This is a genomic window from Stenotrophomonas sp. YJH_SMC_16 (assembly GCF_059367875.1).
In genome coordinates, this window is record NZ_JCAFRH010000005.1 from 193,590 (window position 1) to 212,048 (window position 18,459).

The window sequence follows — 18,459 nt, forward strand, 5'->3', positions numbered from 1 at the left end:
CTGAAGCCATACCCCACAAAGCGAATCAGCACCCTCCATCGTGGACAATCAACTGAAGCAGTTTGCGCAATCTTCGCAACTCGCCGGCGGCAACGCCTCCTATGTCGAGGACCTGTACGAGCAGTACCTGGTCTCCCCGGATAGTGTCGATCCCAAATGGAAAACCTACTTCGACGGCTTCAAGGGCCGCGAAGCAGGTGACATCCCGCACTCGGCTGTCATCTCCCACATCGCGGACGCGGCCAAGGATGCGCTGAAAGCCGGCACCGGCAGCGGTGCGGGCGACGAGCGTGAGCGCAATGTCGGTCGCCTGATCACCGCCTACCGCTCGCGTGGTCACCTGGACGCGCGCCTTGATCCGCTGGGGCTGGCCGCACCGGTCAACACCCCGGACCTGGGGCTGCCGTTCCACAGCCTGTCCGATGCCGACCTCAACAGCGAGTTCAGCACCGGCGGCGTCGGCGGCCAGCCGCGCATGAAGCTGCGCGACCTGCTTGCACGCCTGAAGGCGACCTACACCGGCTCGATCGGTGCGGAGTTCATGCACATCTCCGAGGTCGAGCAGCGCCAGTGGATCTACAAGAAGCTGGAAGCGGCCGGTGGCAACTACCAGCTGGACGCTGACACCCAGCGCCGCACCCTGGAGCGCCTGACCGCGGCTGAAGGCCTGGAGCGCTACCTGCACACCAAGTACGTCGGCCAGAAGCGCTTCTCGCTGGAAGGCGGCGACTCGCTGATCCCGATGATGGACACCATCATCCGCAGCGCCGGCAAGGATGGCGTCAAGGACGTGGTGATCGGCATGGCCCACCGCGGCCGCCTGAACGTGCTGGTCAACACCCTGGGCAAGAACCCGCGCAAGCTGTTCGACGAGTTCGAAGGCAAGTTCGAGCACGACGAGCACGCCTCGGCCGGTGACGTGAAGTACCACATGGGCTTCTCGGCCGACGTCGCCACCGAAGGCGGCCCGGTGCACCTGGCGCTGGCGTTCAACCCGTCGCACCTGGAAATCGCCGACCCGGTCGTGGCCGGTTCCGTGCGTTCGCGCCAGGAGCGCCGCAAGGACACCGCCCGCAAGCAGGTCATGCCGATCCTGATCCACGGCGACGCGGCCTTCTCCGGCCAGGGCGTGGTCATGGAGCTGTTCCAGATGTCGCAGGCCCGCGGCTTCGCCGTCGGCGGCACCGTGCACATCGTGGTCAACAACCAGGTCGGCTTCACCACCTCCAACCCGCTGGATACGCGTTCCACGCGCTACGCCACCGACGTGGCGAAGATGATCGCCGCTCCGGTGCTGCACGTGAACGGCGATGATCCGGAAGCGGTGGTGTTCGCCGCGCAGCTGGCCTTCGAGTTCCGCCAGAAGTTTGCCAAGGACGTGGTCATCGACCTGATGTGCTACCGCCGTTGGGGGCACAACGAGGCCGACGAACCGGCGATCACCCAGCCGCTGATGTACCAGGTGATCCGCAAGCACGCCACCACCCGCGAGATGTACGCCGAGCAGTTGGAAAAGGCGGGCGTGATCGCCGCCGGCGCCGGCAAGGCGATGGTCGATGCCTACCGCGAGAAGCTGGACGCCGGTGAAGTGACCACCGAGCTGGCCAAGGTCGAGAAGACCCCGCCGACCAGCCCGCTGTTCGTCGATTGGCCGAAGCTGCTGGAAGGCAAGCTGTCCGATCCGATCTCGACCAAGGTCGAGAAGAACAAGCTGGTCGAGCTGGCCAAGCTGATCAACACCATTCCCGAAGACGTGCAGCTGCACTCGCGCGTGGCCAAGGTCTACGACGACCGCCGCAAGATGGCCGCCGGCGAGATCCCGGGCGACTGGGGCTTTGCCGAGAACCTGGCCTATGCCACCCTGCTCGATGAAGGCCATGCACTGCGCCTGGTCGGCCAGGACGTGGGCCGCGGTACGTTCACGCACCGCCACGCGATCCTGCACGACCAGAAGACCGACAACTACTACATGCCGCTGCGGCAGCTGGTGGATTCGCCGGAGAAGGCCACCGTCATCGATTCGCTGCTGAGCGAAGAAGCGGTGATGGCCTACGAGTACGGCTTCTCCACCACCGATCCGAACACGCTGTGCATCTGGGAAGGTCAGTTCGGCGACTTCGCCAACGGCGCCCAGGTGGTGATCGACCAGTTCATCGCCGCCGGTGAAGCCAAGTGGGGCCGTATTTCCGGCCTGACCCTGCTGCTGCCGCATGGCTATGAAGGGCAGGGCCCGGAACACAGCTCGGCGCGCCTGGAGCGCTTCCTGCAGCTGTGCGCGCTGGAGAACATGCTGGTTGTCGTGCCGTCGACCCCGGCGCAGGCCTTCCACATGCTGCGTCGCCAGCTGCACATGACCACCCGCAAGCCGCTGGTGGTGATGTCGCCGAAGTCACTGCTGCGCCACAAGCTGGCCGTGTCGACCCTGGACGAGCTGGCCAATGGCGAGTTCCAGCACCTGATCGGCGATGCCAATGCCGATGCCAAGAAGGTCAAGCGCGTGGTGCTGTGCTCGGGCAAGGTCTACTACGACCTGCTGGAAGACCAGACCAAGCGTGGCCAGGACGACGTGGCGATCATCCGCGTGGAGCAGCTGTATCCGTTCCCACGTGCACTGCTGGCTGCCGAACTGAAGAAGTACGGCAAGGCCACCGACGTGGTGTGGACGCAGGAAGAACCGCAGAACCAGGGTGCGTGGTACCAGATCCGCCACCACCTGCAGTTCTGCCTGGCCGATGGCCAGAACCTGCACTACGCCGGTCGCGCACGTTCGGCTTCGCCGGCTGCCGGTCACATGGCTGACCACGTCCGCGAACAGCAGCAGCTGGTCGCCGACGCACTGGTCAACCCGTTCAACGACACGTTCGCTGAATAATCCTCCCCCTATTTAGAAGACAAACCAGGAAGCTCCCGCAATGGCCACCGAAGTCAAAGCCCCGGTACTGCCCGAATCCGTCGCCGACGGCACCATCGCCACCTGGCACAAGAAGGTGGGCGACGCCGTCAAGCGCGACGAAAACCTGCTTGACCTGGAAACAGACAAGGTCGTTCTGGAAGTGCCGTCGCCGGTTGACGGCGTGCTCAAGGAAATCAAGTTCAAGGAAGGCGATACCGTGACCTCCAGCCAGGTCGTGGCGATCATCGAAGAAGGCGCCGTGGCTGCTGCCCCGGCTCCGGCTGCTGAAGCCGCTCCGGCGGCTGCCGCTGCCCCGGCCGCCGCTGCTCCGGCCGCAGCCGCCGCTCCGGCCCCGGCTGCCAAGTCGGCCGCCGACGCCCTGCCGCCGGGCGCCCGCTTCACCGCCATCACCGAAGGCGTGAACCCGGCCGACGTCGACGGCACCGGCCGTCGCGGCGCGGTGACCAAGGAAGACATCGTCAACTTCGCCCGCAACGGCGGCGCCGGCAAGGCCGGTGGCGCACGTCCGGAAGAACGCGTGCCGATGACCCGCATCCGCAAGCGCATCGCCGAGCGCCTGATGGAGTCGAAGAACTCCACCGCCATGCTGACCACCTTCAACGAAGTCGACCTGTCCAAGGTCTCGGCGGCGCGCAAGGAACTGCAGGACGAGTTCGTCAAGGCACACGGCATCAAGCTGGGCTTCATGAGCTTCTTCGTGAAGGCCGCGGCCAATGCCCTGCAGCGCTTCCCGCTGGTCAACGCCTCGATCGACGGCGACGACATCATCTATCACGGCTACTCGGACATCTCGATCGCCGTGTCGACCGAGAAGGGCCTGGTCACGCCGGTGCTGCGCAACGTCGAGCGCATGTCGTTCGCCGACATCGAGAAGACCATCGCCGACTACGCCAAGAAGGCCCGTGACGGCAAGCTGAGCCTGGAAGAACTGCAGGGCGGCACCTTCACCGTGACCAACGGCGGCACCTTCGGTTCGCTGCTGTCGACCCCGATCATCAACCCGCCGCAGAGCGCCATCCTGGGCATGCACGCCATCAAGGAGCGTCCGATCGCCCAGAACGGCCAGGTCGTGATCGCGCCGATGATGTACCTGGCGCTGTCGTACGACCACCGCATCATCGACGGCAAGGATTCGGTGCAGTTCCTGGTGGACATCAAGAACCAGCTGGAAAACCCGGGCCGCATGCTGTTCGGCCTGTAAGACACCTCCCGCCCCTCCGCGCCTGCGCGGAGGGGTTCTGGTAATGCATCAAGGAATAATTCAATGGCTGAACAATTCGACGTCGTCGTCATCGGTGCCGGCCCGGCCGGTTACCACGCTGCCATCCGCGCGGCCCAGCTGGGCCTGAAGACCGCCTGCATCGACGCAGCGCTGGGCAAGGACGGCAAGCCGGCCCTCGGCGGCACCTGCCTGCGCGTGGGCTGCATCCCGTCCAAGGCGCTGCTGGATTCCTCGCGCCAGTTCTGGAACATGGGCCACATCTTTGGCGACCACGGCATCAGCTTCAAGGATGCCAAGATCGACGTCGAGGCGATGATTGGCCGCAAGGACAAGATCGTCAAGCAGTTCACCGGCGGCATCGGTATGCTGTTCAAGGCCAACAAGGTCGCCGCCTATTACGGCTTCGGCGAGCTGCAGCCGGACAACGTGGTCAAGGTCACCCAGCATGACGGTTCCATCGTCGAGCTGAAGGGTACCAACGTCATCATCGCGGCCGGTTCGGATTCGATCGAACTGCCGTTCGCCAAGTTCGACGGCGAGACCATCGTCGACAACGTCGGCGGCCTGGACTTCACCGAAGTGCCGAACCGCCTGGCGGTGATCGGCGCCGGCGTGATCGGCCTGGAACTGGGCAGCGTGTGGAAGCGCCTGGGCGCTGAAGTCACCATCCTGGAAGCACTGCCGGAGTTCCTGGCCGTGGCCGACGCCGAAGTGGCCAAGACCGCTGCCAAGGAATTCAAGAAGCAGGGCCTGGACATCCGCCTCGGTGCCAAGGTCTCCAAGACCGAGATCACCGGCAAGGGCAAGAAGAAGGAAGTCGTTGTCACCTACACCGACAGCGAAGGCGAAAAGACCCTGACCGTGGACAAGCTGCTGGTGGCCGTCGGCCGTCGCGCCGCCACCAAGGGCCTGCTGGCCGAAGGCACCGGCGTGAAGGTCAACGAGCGCGGCCAGATCGAAGTCGATGCGCACTGCCACACCGGCGTCAACGGCGTGTGGGCGGTCGGCGACTGCGTGCGCGGCCCGATGCTGGCGCACAAGGGCTTCGAGGAAGGCATCGCGGTGGCTGAGCTGATCGCCGGCCTGCCGGGCCACGTCAACTTCGACACCATCCCGTGGGTCATCTACACCGAGCCGGAACTGGCCTGGGTCGGCAAGACCGAAGCCCAGCTGAAGGCCGAAGGTATTCCTTACAAGGCCGGCAGCTTCCCGTTCGCCGCCAACGGCCGCGCCGTGGCGATGATCGAGCCGGCAGGCTTCGTGAAGATCCTGGCCCATGCCGAAACCGATCGCATCCTCGGCATGCACCTGGTCGGCGCCAACGTCTCCGAGCTGGTGCACGAAGGCGTGCTGACCATGGAGTTCAGCGGCTCGGCCGATGATCTGGCCCGCATCTGCCACGCCCACCCGTCGCTGTCGGAAGTGATCCACGACGCGGCGATGGCGGTCAGCAAGCGCGCCATCCACAAGGCGAACTGATCTGCATCATGGTAGGTGCCGACCGTTGGTCGGCACTCACCTGCAGAAGAAAAACCCCGCTTCGGCGGGGTTTTTTGTTGCCCTTCTTCATGTAGAGCCGAGCCCACGCTCGGCTGCGCACTTGGCGGTCCGTGAAGGCCCAGCCGAGCATGGGCTCGGCGCTACACCTTTTCAGCTGGCTTCTTCGGCGGATCGTCACAGACCCTGTGCTGCACCACCGTCTCGCCAACCTTCCATTCCTTCGTGACCCGGCAGTGCGCCTTGGCCTCCGGCACCTTCGAAGCCGTCGCCCCCGCAGCATTCGCCTCGTCGGCACCGGCTGCCTGCTGGCGCTCCAGCCACGCCGATGGCGGCGCGGGCGGTGTGGCCAGCACCGGGCCTGACAACAGGACCAGGCCCATCAGCAACACGGCCCTCATGCCGCCACCGCCCGGCCGCCGAGCAACCGTGCCGGCAACATGAACAGCGCACGCAGGAACGCAAACAGCGCCGAGAAGGTGATGCCGACCAGTCGGAACGGCAGGCTCAGCAGCCAGACGAACGGCCAGGCGATCAGGGCGAGGATCGCCAGCGGCCAGCACAGCACGAACAGCAGGCACCACACACCGAGCGCGAACAGGGTCTTCATCACGGTCTCCTTGTGGCGGCACCTTGCCGCCTGCGGACACCTTGGCGCCCTGCCCTTGCCACGCACAAACGGTTTGCGACGAAACCGGGCTGGGGGCGATGAAACCGGTCCACCGCCGTTGTAGAGCCGAGCCTGCGCTCGGCTTTCCAGAAGCAGCCGAGCGTGGGCTCGGCTCTACAGGAGCTGCGATGCGCCCGGGCGGCCGTGGGTCACCTGGAAGCGCGCCGCGGAGCGCACTGCGGCATCCGCACGCAGCACGCTGTCGGCGAAGCGCAGCTCCGCCTCAACGGTCTGCCGGTTCAGCTGCAGCTTCCACCAGCCACGGCGGTCGCCATCGAAATAGCGGATATGCGGGTTCTGCGGTATCGATGGCCCGTAATACGGACCATACGGCGTATCGTCGCCGCCGCTGCTGATCGCCGGGGCGATGAATTCGGTCGCCACGACCGGCGCACTGGCCGCGTCGAAATCCAGTTTCAGGTCGTTGACGAAGGTGGAATGCCAGTCACCGCCCAGCACGATGGCATTGCCCTGCCCGCCCGCCTGCAAGGCCTGCAGCAGGCGGTTGCGTGCGGCGGGATAGCCATCCCAGGCGTCGTTCCAGAAGCGCTCGCGCGGTGTGCCACCGTCCAGCCGCAGCTGCGCCATCAGCAGCTGCTGTACCACCACGTTCCAGCGCGTGCCCCGCGCGACGGCCATCGACTGCGCGAACCACGCCTCCTGGCCCGTGCCGAGCATGCTCATGCGTGGATCCAGCGCCGCCTCGCAGCGCGGTGACTCACCCACACCGCAGGGATTGGCCGGGCGGAACTGGCGGCAGTCGAGCAGCGTCAGCTGTGCAAGATCGCCGTAACGCAGGCGCCGATGCACGCGCAGGCCACCGTTGCCCGCAGGCGTGCTGCGCATCGGCAGGTGCTCGTAGAACGCACGATACGCGGCCGCGCGGCGGATGATGAAATCCTCCATTGAGACGCCGGGCTTCTCCGGGTGGATGCCGGAGTAATCGTTCTGCACTTCGTGGTCATCCCAGATCACCGCGAACGCGTGTGCGGCGTGCGCGGCCTGCAGATCGGGATCGAGTTTGTACAGCGCGTACTGGTCACGGTAACGTTCCAGGCTCACCGTCTCGCCACTGAACCGCGCCGCATCCAGCGTGCTGCCACGCGCGTTCTGCAGCGGGCTGTATTCATACAGGTAGTCGCCGGCATGCAGCACCAGGTCGACATCACTCTGCGCGATGTCACGCAGCACCGGGTAGTAGCCGCTGTTCCACGCCTGGCAGGTACACAGCGCCAACCGCAACTGCTGCAACTGCGTGTCCAGCAGCGGCGCGGTGCGGAAGTGGCCGACCACGCTTTCCTCATCGCCGTCGCAGGCGAAACGATAGTAATAATCGCGGCCGGGACGCAGGCCGTTGACCTCCACATGTACCGAATGGGCCAGCTCCGGCACAGCCGCAGCAACGCCCCGCTGCACCAGCCGGCGCATGCCGGGGTCTTCGGCCACGAACCAGCGCACGGGCACCGCCCGCGACGGCATGCCGCCGCCGTTGAGTGGGTCCGGCGCGAGCCGCGTCCACAGCACTGCCCCCTGCGGATCCGGATCACCGGCGGCGACACCGAGGGTGAACGGATCACGCCCCAGCCGCGGCCGTGGGCCGGCCGTGGCCAGCCCCGGCATCGCCGCCAGTGCGATCGCCGCCCCCGCGCCCTGCCACGCCATGCGCAACAGGCGACGACGGCTTTCCGGATCGACAGGCCCGCGCATCAGAAGTGCACGGTGGCAGTGGCCATCACCTGCCGCGGCGCGCCGACCTGCATGGTCGCCAAGCTGCGGGTCGGGTCGGCGGCGTAGGTGCCGTTGGTGTTGATCGAAGACAGGTAACGCTTGTCGGTCAGGTTGGTCAGGTTAAGCGCCACGGTCAGGTTCTGTGCCGGGCCGAGCGTGCCGAAGTCATAGGCCACCGACGCATTGACCAGCCAGTAGCTCGGCACCGACACATCGTTGGTATAGGTCACGTAACGCTTGCCGACATGGTTGGCGGCCAGTCGCAGGTCCCACGGGCCCGGGGTCCAGGCCAGGGTGCTGGCGAACATCCACTCCGGTGTGTCGACGGTCGTCTTGCCGCGGGTCGGCACCACGCCGTTGTTCACGTAGTCGTTGTCGTAGGTACTGTCATTCCACGACAGCGCATTGGACCAGGTCAGGTCCTGCATCGGCTTCAACTGCAGGGTCGCCTCGGCACCGCGGCTGGTCACCGAACCGACGTTGGAGAACAGCGCCGGGCAACCGAGGATGCCCACGCACTGCGCGATGGCCAGCAGACGGTTGTCGAACTTCACGTCATACACCGCCACCGAGGCTTCATAGCCCTGGCCGTAGCCGCGCCAGCCCAGTTCGAGGGTGCGCGACTGTTCCGGCTTCAGGCTCTTCGCGCTGGCATCGAACGCGGCCTGCGGCACGTTGAACGGACTGCCCACGCCCAGTGCATAGGCCGCGATGTTCTTGGCGAACGAACCAAAGATCTCGTTGCCTTCGTTGAGCTTGAAGTTGAAGCCGGCCTGCGGCAGGAAGCCCTTCTTCGAGGTCAGGCTGCTGTTGTTGGCATAGCTGCCCAGCGGTGTGCGCACGCGGGTGCGGGTGTGCGGCGACTTCGCACCGATGTCGATGGTCAGGCGGTCATCGAACAGGCGGAAACGGTCCTGCACGTAGAACTGGCGGGTGATGGTGGTGTAGCGCTGGTGCCACACGCGCTGGTCCGGATTGCGCAGGAAGAAATCGTCGGTGATCGGGCCGTCGATGTAATAGAAGTTGCGCTGCACGCTGTGGCCGTTGTCCTCGTACCACAGGCCCGCTTCCAGCTCGTGGCCCGCCACGTTCCAGGTGAACGCAGAGGTCACACCGGTGCGGTCGATCGCATACTCGGTAGTGCGGATCGAGATCGGGATCTCGCGGCTGGTACCCGGGTTGGACGGATTGGACGGGCTGAACCAGTGGCCCTGGCCACGGTTGCTGTGGTTGTAGACGTTGACCTTCAGGCGCATCGACTCGTTCAGGCCGAAATCGCCGGCGATGCTGGACAGGTCGTCATTGCGCAGGCCGTGGCCGGAGTAGTACGCATCCCACGGGCTGTTGACGCCGCCGCTGAACGTGCCTCGTGCAGCGGCCACGGCACGGTTCCAGTCCGGCGCGTAGTTGTCCCAGTCCCAGCCGAGACGATCGATCATCTCCAGCGACAGGTCCTGGTAATCGGCCTCGACGCGGCGCGAGGCGTTGAACAGCGCGGTAATCCTGCTGTCCGTTCCGAAGTTGTAGGTGGCCTTGCCGTTGAACTGCTTCAGCTCCTGCGAGCCCTTGCCCTTCCACTTGTCGCCTTCCGAGTATGCGCCGGACAGGTAGGCCGCGAAGCCCTGATGTTCACCAGTCTCCAGGCGCGCATAGCTGCGGCGCGCGTTGTCGCTGCCGAAGCTCTGTGCCAGCACTACCCCGTATTCGGTGGACGGGTCGATCGAATAGAACTGGAACACGCCGCCAAGGTTGCTGGTGGACGGCGTACCCAGCGCGCCAATGCCGGTGGAAACCTCCGCGCCGCCCAGGTTCTCGCTGATCACCGCGCGGCTGATGTGCAGGCCGTTGCTGTTGCCGTAGGCCATGTTGCCCAGCGGGATGCCATCAAGGGTGTAGCCCAGGCGGTTCTGGTTGAAACCACGCAGGCTGATGCTGGTGGACCATTCGTAGGCGCCGGTGGCATCGGCCGATTCGAAGTGCACGCCCGGCTTGCTGGCCAGCAGCTTCAGCGGGTTGGCACCCGGCGGCAGGATCTTCATGTCCTCGGCGGTCACACGCTGCACCTGGCGGGCTTCGCCGCGGCCGATCACCGAGATCGAATCGAGGGTGGTGGCCGACGGCGCGTCGGTCGTGGGGGCGGTTTCAGCGACAGCCAGCGACGGCAGCGAAGCACAGACCAGCAGGGCCAGCAGATTGCGGCGGAGCGGAGCGTGGGACGGCATGGGGGCGGATTCCTTGGGCACGCTGGACGCCGAAGGGCGGCGTCGAAGGGCAGCAGCGGCGGAATCGTAGAAGCGTCGCGTTACATGTCATTTACACGCCACATACGGACGTTTGGTGTTTGGAATGGTTTGCCGGCCAGGAGGAGATTGCCGGCCAGCGGCCGGCACGCCTGTTACTCGAACGAGCCGACCGAATCGTGGGCCAGGTTGTCGAAGCGGGTGTATTCGCCGAAGAACTTCAGCTTGCACGAACCGGTCGGGCCACCACGGTGCTTGCCGATGATGATCTCGGCCAGGCCCTTGTCCGGCGAATTTTCCTTGTTGTAGTAATCGTCGCGGTAGATGAAGACGATCATGTCCGCGTCCTGCTCGATTGCGCCCGATTCGCGAAGGTCGGCCATCACCGGGCGCTTGTCGGTACGTGTTTCCAGCGAGCGGTTGAGCTGCGACAGCGCGATCACCGGCACGTGCAGTTCCTTGGCCAGGCCCTTCAGCGAACGCGAGATCTCCGAGATTTCGGTCGCGCGGTTTTCGCTGTTGCCCGGCACGCTCATCAGCTGCAGGTAGTCGATCACCACCAGGCCCAGGTCGTGCTCGCGCTTGAGGCGGCGGCACTTGGAACGCAGCACTTCCGGCGACACGCCCGGCGTATCGTCGATGAAGATCTTGGTTTCCTTCAGCATCTTGATCGCACTGGTGACGCGGCTCCAGTCCTCGTCTTCCAGCTGGCCGGTACGCAGGCGCTGCGCGTTGATGCGGCCGTTGGAGGAAATCAGGCGCATCGCCAGCTGCGATGCCGACATTTCCATCGAGAACACCGCCACGCCCTTCTTCGATTTGATCGCCGCGTACTCGGCGATGTTCAGCGCAAAGGTGGTCTTGCCCATGGCCGGGCGCGCAGCCAGGATGATCAGGTCGGTCGGCTGCAGGCCGGAGGTCATTGCATCGAAATCGTTGTAGCCGGTCGGCAGGCCGGTGATGTTGCCGCCGTTCTCGAAGCGGCTGCGCAGCTCTTCGAAGGCATCCTTCAGTGCACCGGGCATCGCCACGAAATCGGTACGGCCGCGTGCGCCCTGTTCGGCGATGGCGAACACGCTCTTTTCCGCCGATGCCAGCAGCTCGCTGCTCTCACGGCCCTCAGGCTGGAAACCATCGTTGACGATGTCGGTGCCCACCTGGATCAGCTGCCGCAGCACCGCCTTGTCACGCACGATCTCGGCGTAGGCCACGATGTTGGCCGCCGACGGCGTGGTACTGGCCAGCTCGATCAGATAGGCACCATCGCCCACCAGTTCCATCTTGCCCTGTGATTCGAACCACTCGCCCAGGGTCACCGCATCGAACGGCCGCTCGCGCTCGGACAGCTCACGGATCGCGCGGTAGATCATCTGGTGGTCGCGGCGGTAGAAGTCGCCTTCGGTCAGCTGGTCATTGACCCGGTCATAGGCCTCCGGGGCCAGCATCAGGCCACCCAGCACCGCCTGCTCGGCTTCCACCGAATGGGGCGGTACCCGCAACTGGTCGATGCGCGATTCGTCGCGATCGCGATCGAAGCCATCACCGCGCTCTCTGCGGTTGGAACGGAAGCCGGGGCGAGCGGACATGCTGCGGTGTTTCCTGCAAAAGTGGGCCGGACGAGTGTAGGCATGCGCCGACCCCGGCGGCCATGGACAAGCCTGTGGATAAGCCGTGGAGAAACGGGGGATATCCGCCGGTGCCTGGCCAGATTGGCGTGGGGGCGTCGCACTGCCTGCGACGGGCGCCGTTGCGGCACCCGAGCGGGCATTATCGCAGATGGGGGGGGCAACCGCTGGCGTCAATCGCCCTTGACGTGAACCGCGATCAGCGCGAGGAACCGGTCCACATAGCCCTGCAGGAACTTCTGCGTGCCTTCGTTGTGGACCGTGCCATCGGCATCGATCAGGCCGTCCATGAAATGAATGAACGCCTCGGGCTGGCCGAGCACGTGCATGTCCAGGAAGGCCAGGCTGTTGCGCAGGTGCTGCTGGGCCACGGCGGTGCCGATCTGGCCGATGGAGGCGCCGATCACCGCCGCGGGCTTGCCGGCAAACGCACTGTCGCCATACGGGCGGGAGCCGATATCGATGGCGTTCTTCAGCACGCCCGGCACCGACCGGTTGTACTCGGGGGTCACGAACAGCACCGCGTCGGCGGCACGCACCTGATCCTTCAGCCGGGTGCCCTGCGGCGGGTACTGGCCATCGAAATCCTGGTCGTACAGCGGCAGATCACCGATCTGCACGTACTGGAAGCGTGCACGGTCGCCGGCGATCTTCTCCAGCGCATGGGCCAGCCTGCGGTTGCAGGACTCCTTGCGCAGGCTGCCGACGAACACGGCGATGGTGGGGACGGACATCGGGTCATACTCCTCACGGTGCGGGAGGTCCAGCGTAGACGCCGGGCCCGTGCCGTCCGGTGAAGATCAGCCCCCGGTCACGCCGGCCCGCACCTGCCGCCAATGCGCCTGCCAGGCCTGGAACATCAGCACGTTCCACAGGTGGGTATGCCACTTGCGCTGGCCGCCCAGGAACTGCTGCCACAGCGGCTGCACCGCCGCCGCCGACAACACGCCTTCGCGCTCCAGGCGAGCCGGCTGCAGCAGGTCTTCGGCCCACGGCCGCAGGTCGCCCTTCAGCCAGTCGCTGACCGGCGCACCGAACCCGCGCTTGGGCCGGTGCACCATCGACTGCGGCGCGTAGCGGCCAAGAACGCGCTTGAGCAGCACCTTGCTGGTGGTTTCGCTGCGCTTGAAGCCCAGCGGCAGCGACCAGGCGAACTCGGCCACGCGCCAGTCCAGCAGCGGCGCGCGTGCCTCCAGGCTGACTGCCATCGAGGTGCGGTCGACCTTGCACAGCAGGTCATCCGGCAGGTAGGTCACGTAATCGGCCAGCATCATCGCGTCGGCCGGTGTGCCGGCGCCGTGCAACGGATCGGCCAGGTCGTAGAAGCTGCCGGCAGCCTGCGCGCCCGGCACTGCCGCCGTCGGGTCGCGCCAGCGCGAGATGCGGTTGCGGTACACGTCACCGATGCCACGCGCGCCGGACTCGGCCAACAGCGCGGCCAGGCCGCCGGTACGCGAGGCCTCGCCCTGCTGCTGGGAGCGCGCGCCCATCCAACGCCGCAGCGGCCCTGGCACGCGGCCCAGCATCTGCCAGTTGCGCAGCGCGCGCACATAGCGGGTATAGCCGAAGAACAGCTCGTCACCACCATCGCCGGACAGCGCGACGGTTACGCCCTGCCGCGCCAGGCGGGCGACCAGCGCGGTCGGCACCTGCGAGGCATCAGCGAAGGGTTCGTCGAACATCGCCGGCAACTGCGGCACCACCGCCAGTGCATCGGCACCGCTGACGTAGAGTTCGGTGTGGTCACAGCCCAGATGCGCGGCCAGTTCCCTGGCCAGCGGCGCCTCGTCGTGGCCCGAACCGGTGAAGCCGATGCTGAAGCTGTGCACCGGCTGACCGCTCTGTGCCTGCATCAGCGCGGCCACCAGCGATGAATCGGTGCCGCCGGACAGGAACACCCCCACCGGCACGTCGGCCACCATGCGCAGCGCCACTGCGTCGCGCAGCAGCCCGTCCAGCTGTTCCTCGGCCTCTTCGATGCGGCCCTGGAACGGCGCGGCCAGCGCCGCCTGCATGCGTGCCCGCGCATCCCAGTACGGACGCTGCGCCTGTTCCGGGCGATGCGCCGATGCACCCGCCGCGACGGCTTCGGCATCCAGGCGCAGCACGCGGCCCGGCATCAGCTTGTAGCAGCGCTGGTGGATGCTGTGCGGGGCCGGAATGTAGTCCAACCGCAGCAACAGGGTCAGTGCGTCGCGGTCGATGTCGTTGTCGAACGCCGGGTGCTGCCACAGCGCCTTCAGTTCGGAACCGAACACCAGGGTGTCACCGGCCCAGCCGTAGTACAGCGGCTTCTTGCCAACACGATCGCGGGCCAGCCACAGGCACTGCTGCTGGCGGTCCCACAGCGCGATGGCGAACATGCCGTTGCAGCGCTGCAGGGTGTCCTCGATGCCCCATTGCAGGATCGCTGCCAGCAGCACCTCGGTGTCGGAGTGACCACGGAAGGCATGCCCCAGCGGCTCCAGTTCGGCACGCAGGGCGGCAAAGTTGTAGACCTCGCCGTTGTAGGCCATCACGTAGCGACCATCGGACGAGGCCATCGGCTGGTGGCCCAGCGGCGACAGGTCGAGAATGCTCAGCCGGCGGTGCGCCAGCGCGATGCCTGCGCCGGCATCGACCCAGCTGCCGCCATCATCCGGCCCGCGGTGGTGCAGCGCCTCGCCCATGGCCAGGACCTGCGCCTGCAGCACCTCGGCCGACGCCACAGGCGCCGGCAACAACATTCCCGCCAATCCACACATGCATCAAGGTTCCTGCGCCAGTTCAAGGGCGGCGCCAATCACCGCATTGTCGCTTGGAAGCCCGAACATTGCTGCCCCCGCCAGCGGGGTATAGGTATCGGCACCGCAGACCCGGCGCAGCGGCAGATGGCCGAAACCGGCCTCGACCAGTGCGGTCACCACGCCCTCGCCCACCCCGCCACTGTGGCGACCCTCGTCCAGCACCAGCACCCGCCGTGCACTGGCCGCCTGGCTGGCGATGAAGCCCGCATCCAGTGGCACCAGCCAGCGCAGGTCGACCACCCGAACCTGCCAGCCCAGCTGCTGCTCGATCGCCCGCGCCGCGCGCAGCGCCATCGGCACGCCGTTGCCATAGGTGTAGACCACCAGGTCGCCTGCCTCCGGCGCATAGACCCGGCCTTCACCCGGTACCAGCGCCTGGCCCTGGGCCGGGTAGTCGAACAGCCACTGGCCATCGCCCGGCTCATGCAGGTCCTTGCTCATGTACAGCGCGATCGGCTCCAGGAACACCGCCACACGCCCATCCACCCGGGCCAGCGCCGCCAGCGTGCGCAGCATCATCACCGCATCGTCGCCACGCGACGGGCAACCGACCACCAGGCCGGGAATGTCGCGCAGCGCCGTGATCGAATTATCGTTGTGGAAGTGGCCGCCGAAACCCTTCTGGTAGCCCAGCCCGGCCACCCGCACCAGCATCGGATTGCGGTACTGGTCATTGGAGAAGAACTGCAACGAACACGCTTCGCCGCGCACCTGGTCGATGGCGTTGTGCAGGTAGGCCAGGTACTGGATCTCCGGAATCGGCAGCATGCCCATGTTGGCCAGGCCCTGCGCCATGCCCAGGATCATGGTCTCGTCCAGCAGGGTGTTGAACACCCGGCGTGGGCCGAAGCGGCGCAGCAGATCCTTGGTGACGGTGTAGACACCGCCCTTCTGCGCGACGTCCTCGCCGAACAACAGGCTCTGCGGATACTTCGCCAGCAGTTCCTGCAGGCCGTGGTTGATCTGGATGGCGAGGTGCCGTGGCGCCTGCCGCTCAGGCAGGGTCTCCGCACCGCCATACAGCGCTTCGCGCATCTCGGCGGGCACCTCGCGCCGCGCTTCAGCCTGCACCGCCGCCGGTGTGTACGGCGCCAGCGGCGCCATCACGTCCTGCAGCGACTGCAGCGTCGGGTGGCCTTCGGCGTCGGCGGCCGCCGCCATGCAGCGCGCGCGCATCGTTTCGTAGGCCACTTCGATGGCGGCTGCATCCATCCAGCCCGATTCCATCGCGATCTGCGCCGAGCGCAGCAGCGGATCCTGCGCCTCGGCCGCGCACAGCTCCGGCAGCGCGCGCCATTCCACTTCAAAGTCGGTGCCGGCATGGCCCATCAGGCGCGTGGTACGCAGATGCAGGAAGGTCGGCCGCCGCGTGCGCCGGCAATGTTCCACCGCGGCCTGCACCTGGGCATGCCCGGTGGCCAGGTCCAGGCCATCGGCGAAGAAATAGTCGAGCCCCGGCTGCCGGCTGAAGCGCTCGGCAATCCAGCCGTCCGGCGTCTTCACCGAAATGCCCAGCCCGTTGTCCTCGCAGACGAACAGGATCGGCGCCGGCAGCTTCTGGTAGGCCGACCACATCGCGGTATTGAACGCGGTCTGCGCGGTGGCATGATTGGCCGAGGCATCCCCGAACGAGCACAGCACGATGCTATCGGTGGGAACCGGCAGCGCCTGCCCCAACCGCTTGCCGCTCTCGATGGCCAGCGCGGTTCCCAGCGCCTTCGGCAGGTGCGAAGCAATCGTCGAGGTCTGCGGCAGCACCCACAATGGCTTGCTGCCCCACACCTTGTGGCGGCCACCGCTGGCCGGATCATCCGCGCTGGCGGCGAAGGACAGCGCGGCATCGCGCAGCGGGTCGATACCCGGCACCTGGCGTGAACGCTCGGCCATGAAGGCACCGGAGCGATAGTGCAGGAAGGCGGGATCGGTATGCCGGCAGGCCCGCGCCAGCAGCGCATTGCCTTCATGGCCGGAGGAACCGATGGTGTAGAAGACCTTGTTCTGCACGCGCAGCACGCGTGCCATCAGGTCCAGCTGGCGGCTGGCCAGCTGCGAGTCGAACAGTTCGCCGAAAGCAGCGGCGGTGAGCGTGCTGCCCGGCAGGATCGGCGCATCCGGTGCCGGGCGCGGACGCGGGGTTCCGCGCCAGCCACGCACCGCATCGAGGAAGTTGACGTCGCACACTTCGGCGCGGTTGAGCACGCGCATGCGTGCGGGAATTGGATCTGGAACCACAGCGAACATCGAACACCCTCCGTGTCGTTGTTGCATTCCGCCGGGCATGGCCCGGCGCTACCCTGTGGGGGTTACCTTGGTGAGAGTCACGCGGCCTCGAATCGCGAGCGCACTTCGGCGGTCACCGCCGGCATCGGCAGGAAGCGCGGCTGCTCACGCACGCGCTGCAGCCAGGCGCGAACTTCCGGGAACGGCTCCAGGCTGATACCGCCCTCGCCCGCCACATCGGTATAGGCAAACAGGGCGATATCGGCGATGCCGTATCCGCTGCCGGTGAACCATTGCGCCTGGCGCAGGTGCTGCTCCATCACCGCCAGCGCGGTGGCCGCGCGCTCGTGCAGCCGTGGCAGTTCGGCGCGGCGCGGCGAATCGGGGGCGGTCCAACCACGGATGAAGCGCGCCACTGCCACGCACGGCTCGTGCGTGTACTGCTCGAAGAACATCCAGCTCAACGCCTGCGCGCGCTCCCAGCCATCAGTGGGCAGGTACGGCGTGCCTTCGGCCAGCCAGAACAGGATCGCGTTGGATTCGGTCAGCACGCGGCCATCGTCGCGGACGATCAGCGGCACCTTGGCATTCGGGTTGAGCGCCAGGAATTCCGGGGTATGGGTCTGGCCGTGGGCACTGTCCACTTCCACCCAGCGGTAACGGCTGCCGAGCTGCTCCAGCAGCAGGCGGACCTTGTGGCAATTGCCCGAGACCGACATGCCATGCACCGTCAGCGGGACGCGCTCTTCCACCATTGCCTGCTCCATCACGTCCGGCCGGCGGCCGGCTGCGTGCAGTCTGGCAAGCACGCCGGTGAATGCCAAGCGCGGGTGCAGCATGCGGACAATCTGTAGAGCCGAGCCCACGCTCGGCTGCATTTGGCGAACGGCAGCCGAGCATGGGCTCGGCTCTACAACCGTCAACGGCGCTGCCGCCACTGCTCGCGCGACTGGCCCCAGATCTGCATCGGCTTGTCGTTGTACGGCGCTGGCAGCTCCCCCATGCGCAGCATCGTGCTGCCGAGCTTGCGCGCGACCGCCCGCGAGTTGTCGTTGTTCTCGGCGATGGTGTGGATCACCTCATCCCACCCGAGCGTGTCGAACGCCCAGTCGATCGCGGCGACCGCAGCTTCCGGCGCATAGCCCCTGCCCCAGCTGGCATGGCGGATGCCCCAGCCGACCTCGGTACCGGGCCAGTCCTGCGGTTGCCAGGGACCCATGCGCCCGATCCAGTCGCCGCTGGATTTCTCGATCACGCTGAACATCGAGAAGCCGAACAGCTGCCAGGCGCCGGCCAGGCTGCAGAAGCCACGCCAGGCCACCGAAGGCGGCTGCACGCCACCGAGGGTGCGCATCGTTTCCTCGTCGGCGCAGAACGCCAGGTAGGGTTCGTAGTCCTCGCGCAGCAGTGGGCGCAGGATCAGGCGCTCTGTTTCGATGCGCAGGTCGAAAATGCTCATGCCGGCTCCATGTCGAAGGAAGCGTCCATGATGGTGGATTCGCGCTCCGCACGGATGAATTTCGCCGGCTGCAACGGAACGGGCCGGCATGAGCCGGC

The 18,459-nt window shown here is 66.4% G+C and carries 13 protein-coding genes; 3 read left to right on the plus strand and 10 right to left on the minus strand.

Annotated features, from left to right (window positions below; all coding sequences use genetic code 11):
• Positions 1-40: 40 nt before the first annotated feature.
• The 3 genes from AC5P6E_RS12930 (at position 41) to lpdA (ending at position 5,615) form a co-directional block, all read left to right on the plus strand.
• On the plus strand, positions 41-2,872 hold the full coding sequence (locus AC5P6E_RS12930; RefSeq protein ID WP_010486842.1) for a 2-oxoglutarate dehydrogenase E1 component: 2,832 nt from the start codon (positions 41-43) through the stop codon (positions 2,870-2,872).
• A 40-nt stretch (positions 2,873-2,912) separates the two neighbouring features.
• The gene (gene sucB, locus AC5P6E_RS12935; RefSeq protein WP_049409293.1) at positions 2,913-4,115 is read left to right on the plus strand and encodes a dihydrolipoyllysine-residue succinyltransferase; all 1,203 of its coding nucleotides are present in this window, start codon (positions 2,913-2,915) and stop codon (positions 4,113-4,115) included.
• Positions 4,116-4,178: 63 nt separating this feature from the next.
• The gene (lpdA, locus tag AC5P6E_RS12940) at positions 4,179-5,615 is read left to right on the plus strand and encodes a dihydrolipoyl dehydrogenase (RefSeq protein ID WP_197598132.1); all 1,437 of its coding nucleotides are present in this window, start codon (positions 4,179-4,181) and stop codon (positions 5,613-5,615) included.
• Positions 5,616-5,776: 161 nt separating this feature from the next.
• Here lpdA and AC5P6E_RS12945 read toward each other — a convergent pair whose 3' ends face one another.
• From AC5P6E_RS12945 to AC5P6E_RS12990, 10 genes are all read right to left on the minus strand, one after another.
• Positions 5,777-6,034, minus strand: coding sequence for a hypothetical protein (locus AC5P6E_RS12945; RefSeq protein ID WP_032952780.1), 258 nt, complete (start codon positions 6,032-6,034; stop codon positions 5,777-5,779).
• Positions 6,031-6,243: a hypothetical protein gene (locus tag AC5P6E_RS12950; protein ID WP_010486834.1), complete on the minus strand. Its 213-nt coding sequence runs from the start codon at positions 6,241-6,243 to the stop codon at positions 6,031-6,033. Before AC5P6E_RS12950 ends, AC5P6E_RS12945 begins: the two co-directional genes overlap by 4 nt.
• 174 nt (positions 6,244-6,417) lie before the next feature.
• Complete coding sequence (locus AC5P6E_RS12955; RefSeq protein ID WP_197577224.1) at positions 6,418-8,010, minus strand: alkaline phosphatase D family protein; 1,593 nt, start codon at positions 8,008-8,010, stop codon at positions 6,418-6,420.
• Positions 8,010-10,253: a TonB-dependent receptor family protein gene (locus tag AC5P6E_RS12960; RefSeq protein WP_010486830.1), complete on the minus strand. Its 2,244-nt coding sequence runs from the start codon at positions 10,251-10,253 to the stop codon at positions 8,010-8,012. The genes AC5P6E_RS12955 and AC5P6E_RS12960 overlap by 1 nt, the downstream gene beginning before the upstream one ends.
• Before the next feature lie 173 nt (positions 10,254-10,426).
• Positions 10,427-11,857, minus strand: coding sequence for a replicative DNA helicase (locus AC5P6E_RS12965; protein ID WP_010486827.1), 1,431 nt, complete (start codon positions 11,855-11,857; stop codon positions 10,427-10,429).
• A gap of 212 nt (positions 11,858-12,069) precedes the next feature.
• Positions 12,070-12,630, minus strand: coding sequence for an NAD(P)H-dependent oxidoreductase (locus tag AC5P6E_RS12970; protein WP_019337368.1), 561 nt, complete (start codon positions 12,628-12,630; stop codon positions 12,070-12,072).
• A gap of 66 nt (positions 12,631-12,696) precedes the next feature.
• Positions 12,697-14,640, minus strand: coding sequence for an asparagine synthase (glutamine-hydrolyzing) (gene asnB, locus AC5P6E_RS12975; protein WP_019337369.1), 1,944 nt, complete (start codon positions 14,638-14,640; stop codon positions 12,697-12,699).
• A 3-nt stretch (positions 14,641-14,643) separates the two neighbouring features.
• The gene (locus tag AC5P6E_RS12980; protein ID WP_019337370.1) at positions 14,644-16,923 is read right to left on the minus strand and encodes a thiamine pyrophosphate-dependent enzyme; all 2,280 of its coding nucleotides are present in this window, start codon (positions 16,921-16,923) and stop codon (positions 14,644-14,646) included.
• Positions 16,924-17,000: 77 nt separating this feature from the next.
• Positions 17,001-17,657, minus strand: coding sequence for a glutathione S-transferase family protein (locus tag AC5P6E_RS12985; protein ID WP_029380098.1), 657 nt, complete (start codon positions 17,655-17,657; stop codon positions 17,001-17,003).
• 164 nt (positions 17,658-17,821) lie between these two features.
• Positions 17,822-18,361, minus strand: a complete 540-nt coding sequence (locus AC5P6E_RS12990) for a GNAT family N-acetyltransferase (protein WP_010486816.1) — start codon at positions 18,359-18,361, stop codon at positions 17,822-17,824.
• Positions 18,362-18,459 lie beyond the last annotated feature (98 nt).

What these genes read in the sequence shown, in the direction of transcription:
- AC5P6E_RS12955 (WP_197577224.1), bottom strand. Translation starts at nt 8,010, where the DNA reads ATGCGCGGGCCTGTCGATCCGGAAAGCCGTCGTCGCCTGTTGCGCATG.
- AC5P6E_RS12965 (WP_010486827.1), bottom strand. Translation starts at nt 11,857, where the DNA reads ATGTCCGCTCGCCCCGGCTTCCGTTCCAACCGCAGAGAGCGCGGTGAT.
- lpdA (WP_197598132.1), top strand. Translation starts at nt 4,179, where the DNA reads ATGGCTGAACAATTCGACGTCGTCGTCATCGGTGCCGGCCCGGCCGGT.
- AC5P6E_RS12950 (WP_010486834.1), bottom strand. Translation starts at nt 6,243, where the DNA reads ATGAAGACCCTGTTCGCGCTCGGTGTGTGGTGCCTGCTGTTCGTGCTG.
- asnB (WP_019337369.1), bottom strand. Translation starts at nt 14,640, where the DNA reads ATGTGTGGATTGGCGGGAATGTTGTTGCCGGCGCCTGTGGCGTCGGCC.
- AC5P6E_RS12970 (WP_019337368.1), bottom strand. Translation starts at nt 12,630, where the DNA reads ATGTCCGTCCCCACCATCGCCGTGTTCGTCGGCAGCCTGCGCAAGGAG.
- AC5P6E_RS12990 (WP_010486816.1), bottom strand. Translation starts at nt 18,361, where the DNA reads ATGAGCATTTTCGACCTGCGCATCGAAACAGAGCGCCTGATCCTGCGC.
- AC5P6E_RS12980 (WP_019337370.1), bottom strand. Translation starts at nt 16,923, where the DNA reads ATGTTCGCTGTGGTTCCAGATCCAATTCCCGCACGCATGCGCGTGCTC.
- AC5P6E_RS12945 (WP_032952780.1), bottom strand. Translation starts at nt 6,034, where the DNA reads ATGAGGGCCGTGTTGCTGATGGGCCTGGTCCTGTTGTCAGGCCCGGTG.
- sucB (WP_049409293.1), top strand. Translation starts at nt 2,913, where the DNA reads ATGGCCACCGAAGTCAAAGCCCCGGTACTGCCCGAATCCGTCGCCGAC.
- AC5P6E_RS12985 (WP_029380098.1), bottom strand. Translation starts at nt 17,657, where the DNA reads ATGGTGGAAGAGCGCGTCCCGCTGACGGTGCATGGCATGTCGGTCTCG.
- AC5P6E_RS12960 (WP_010486830.1), bottom strand. Translation starts at nt 10,253, where the DNA reads ATGCCGTCCCACGCTCCGCTCCGCCGCAATCTGCTGGCCCTGCTGGTC.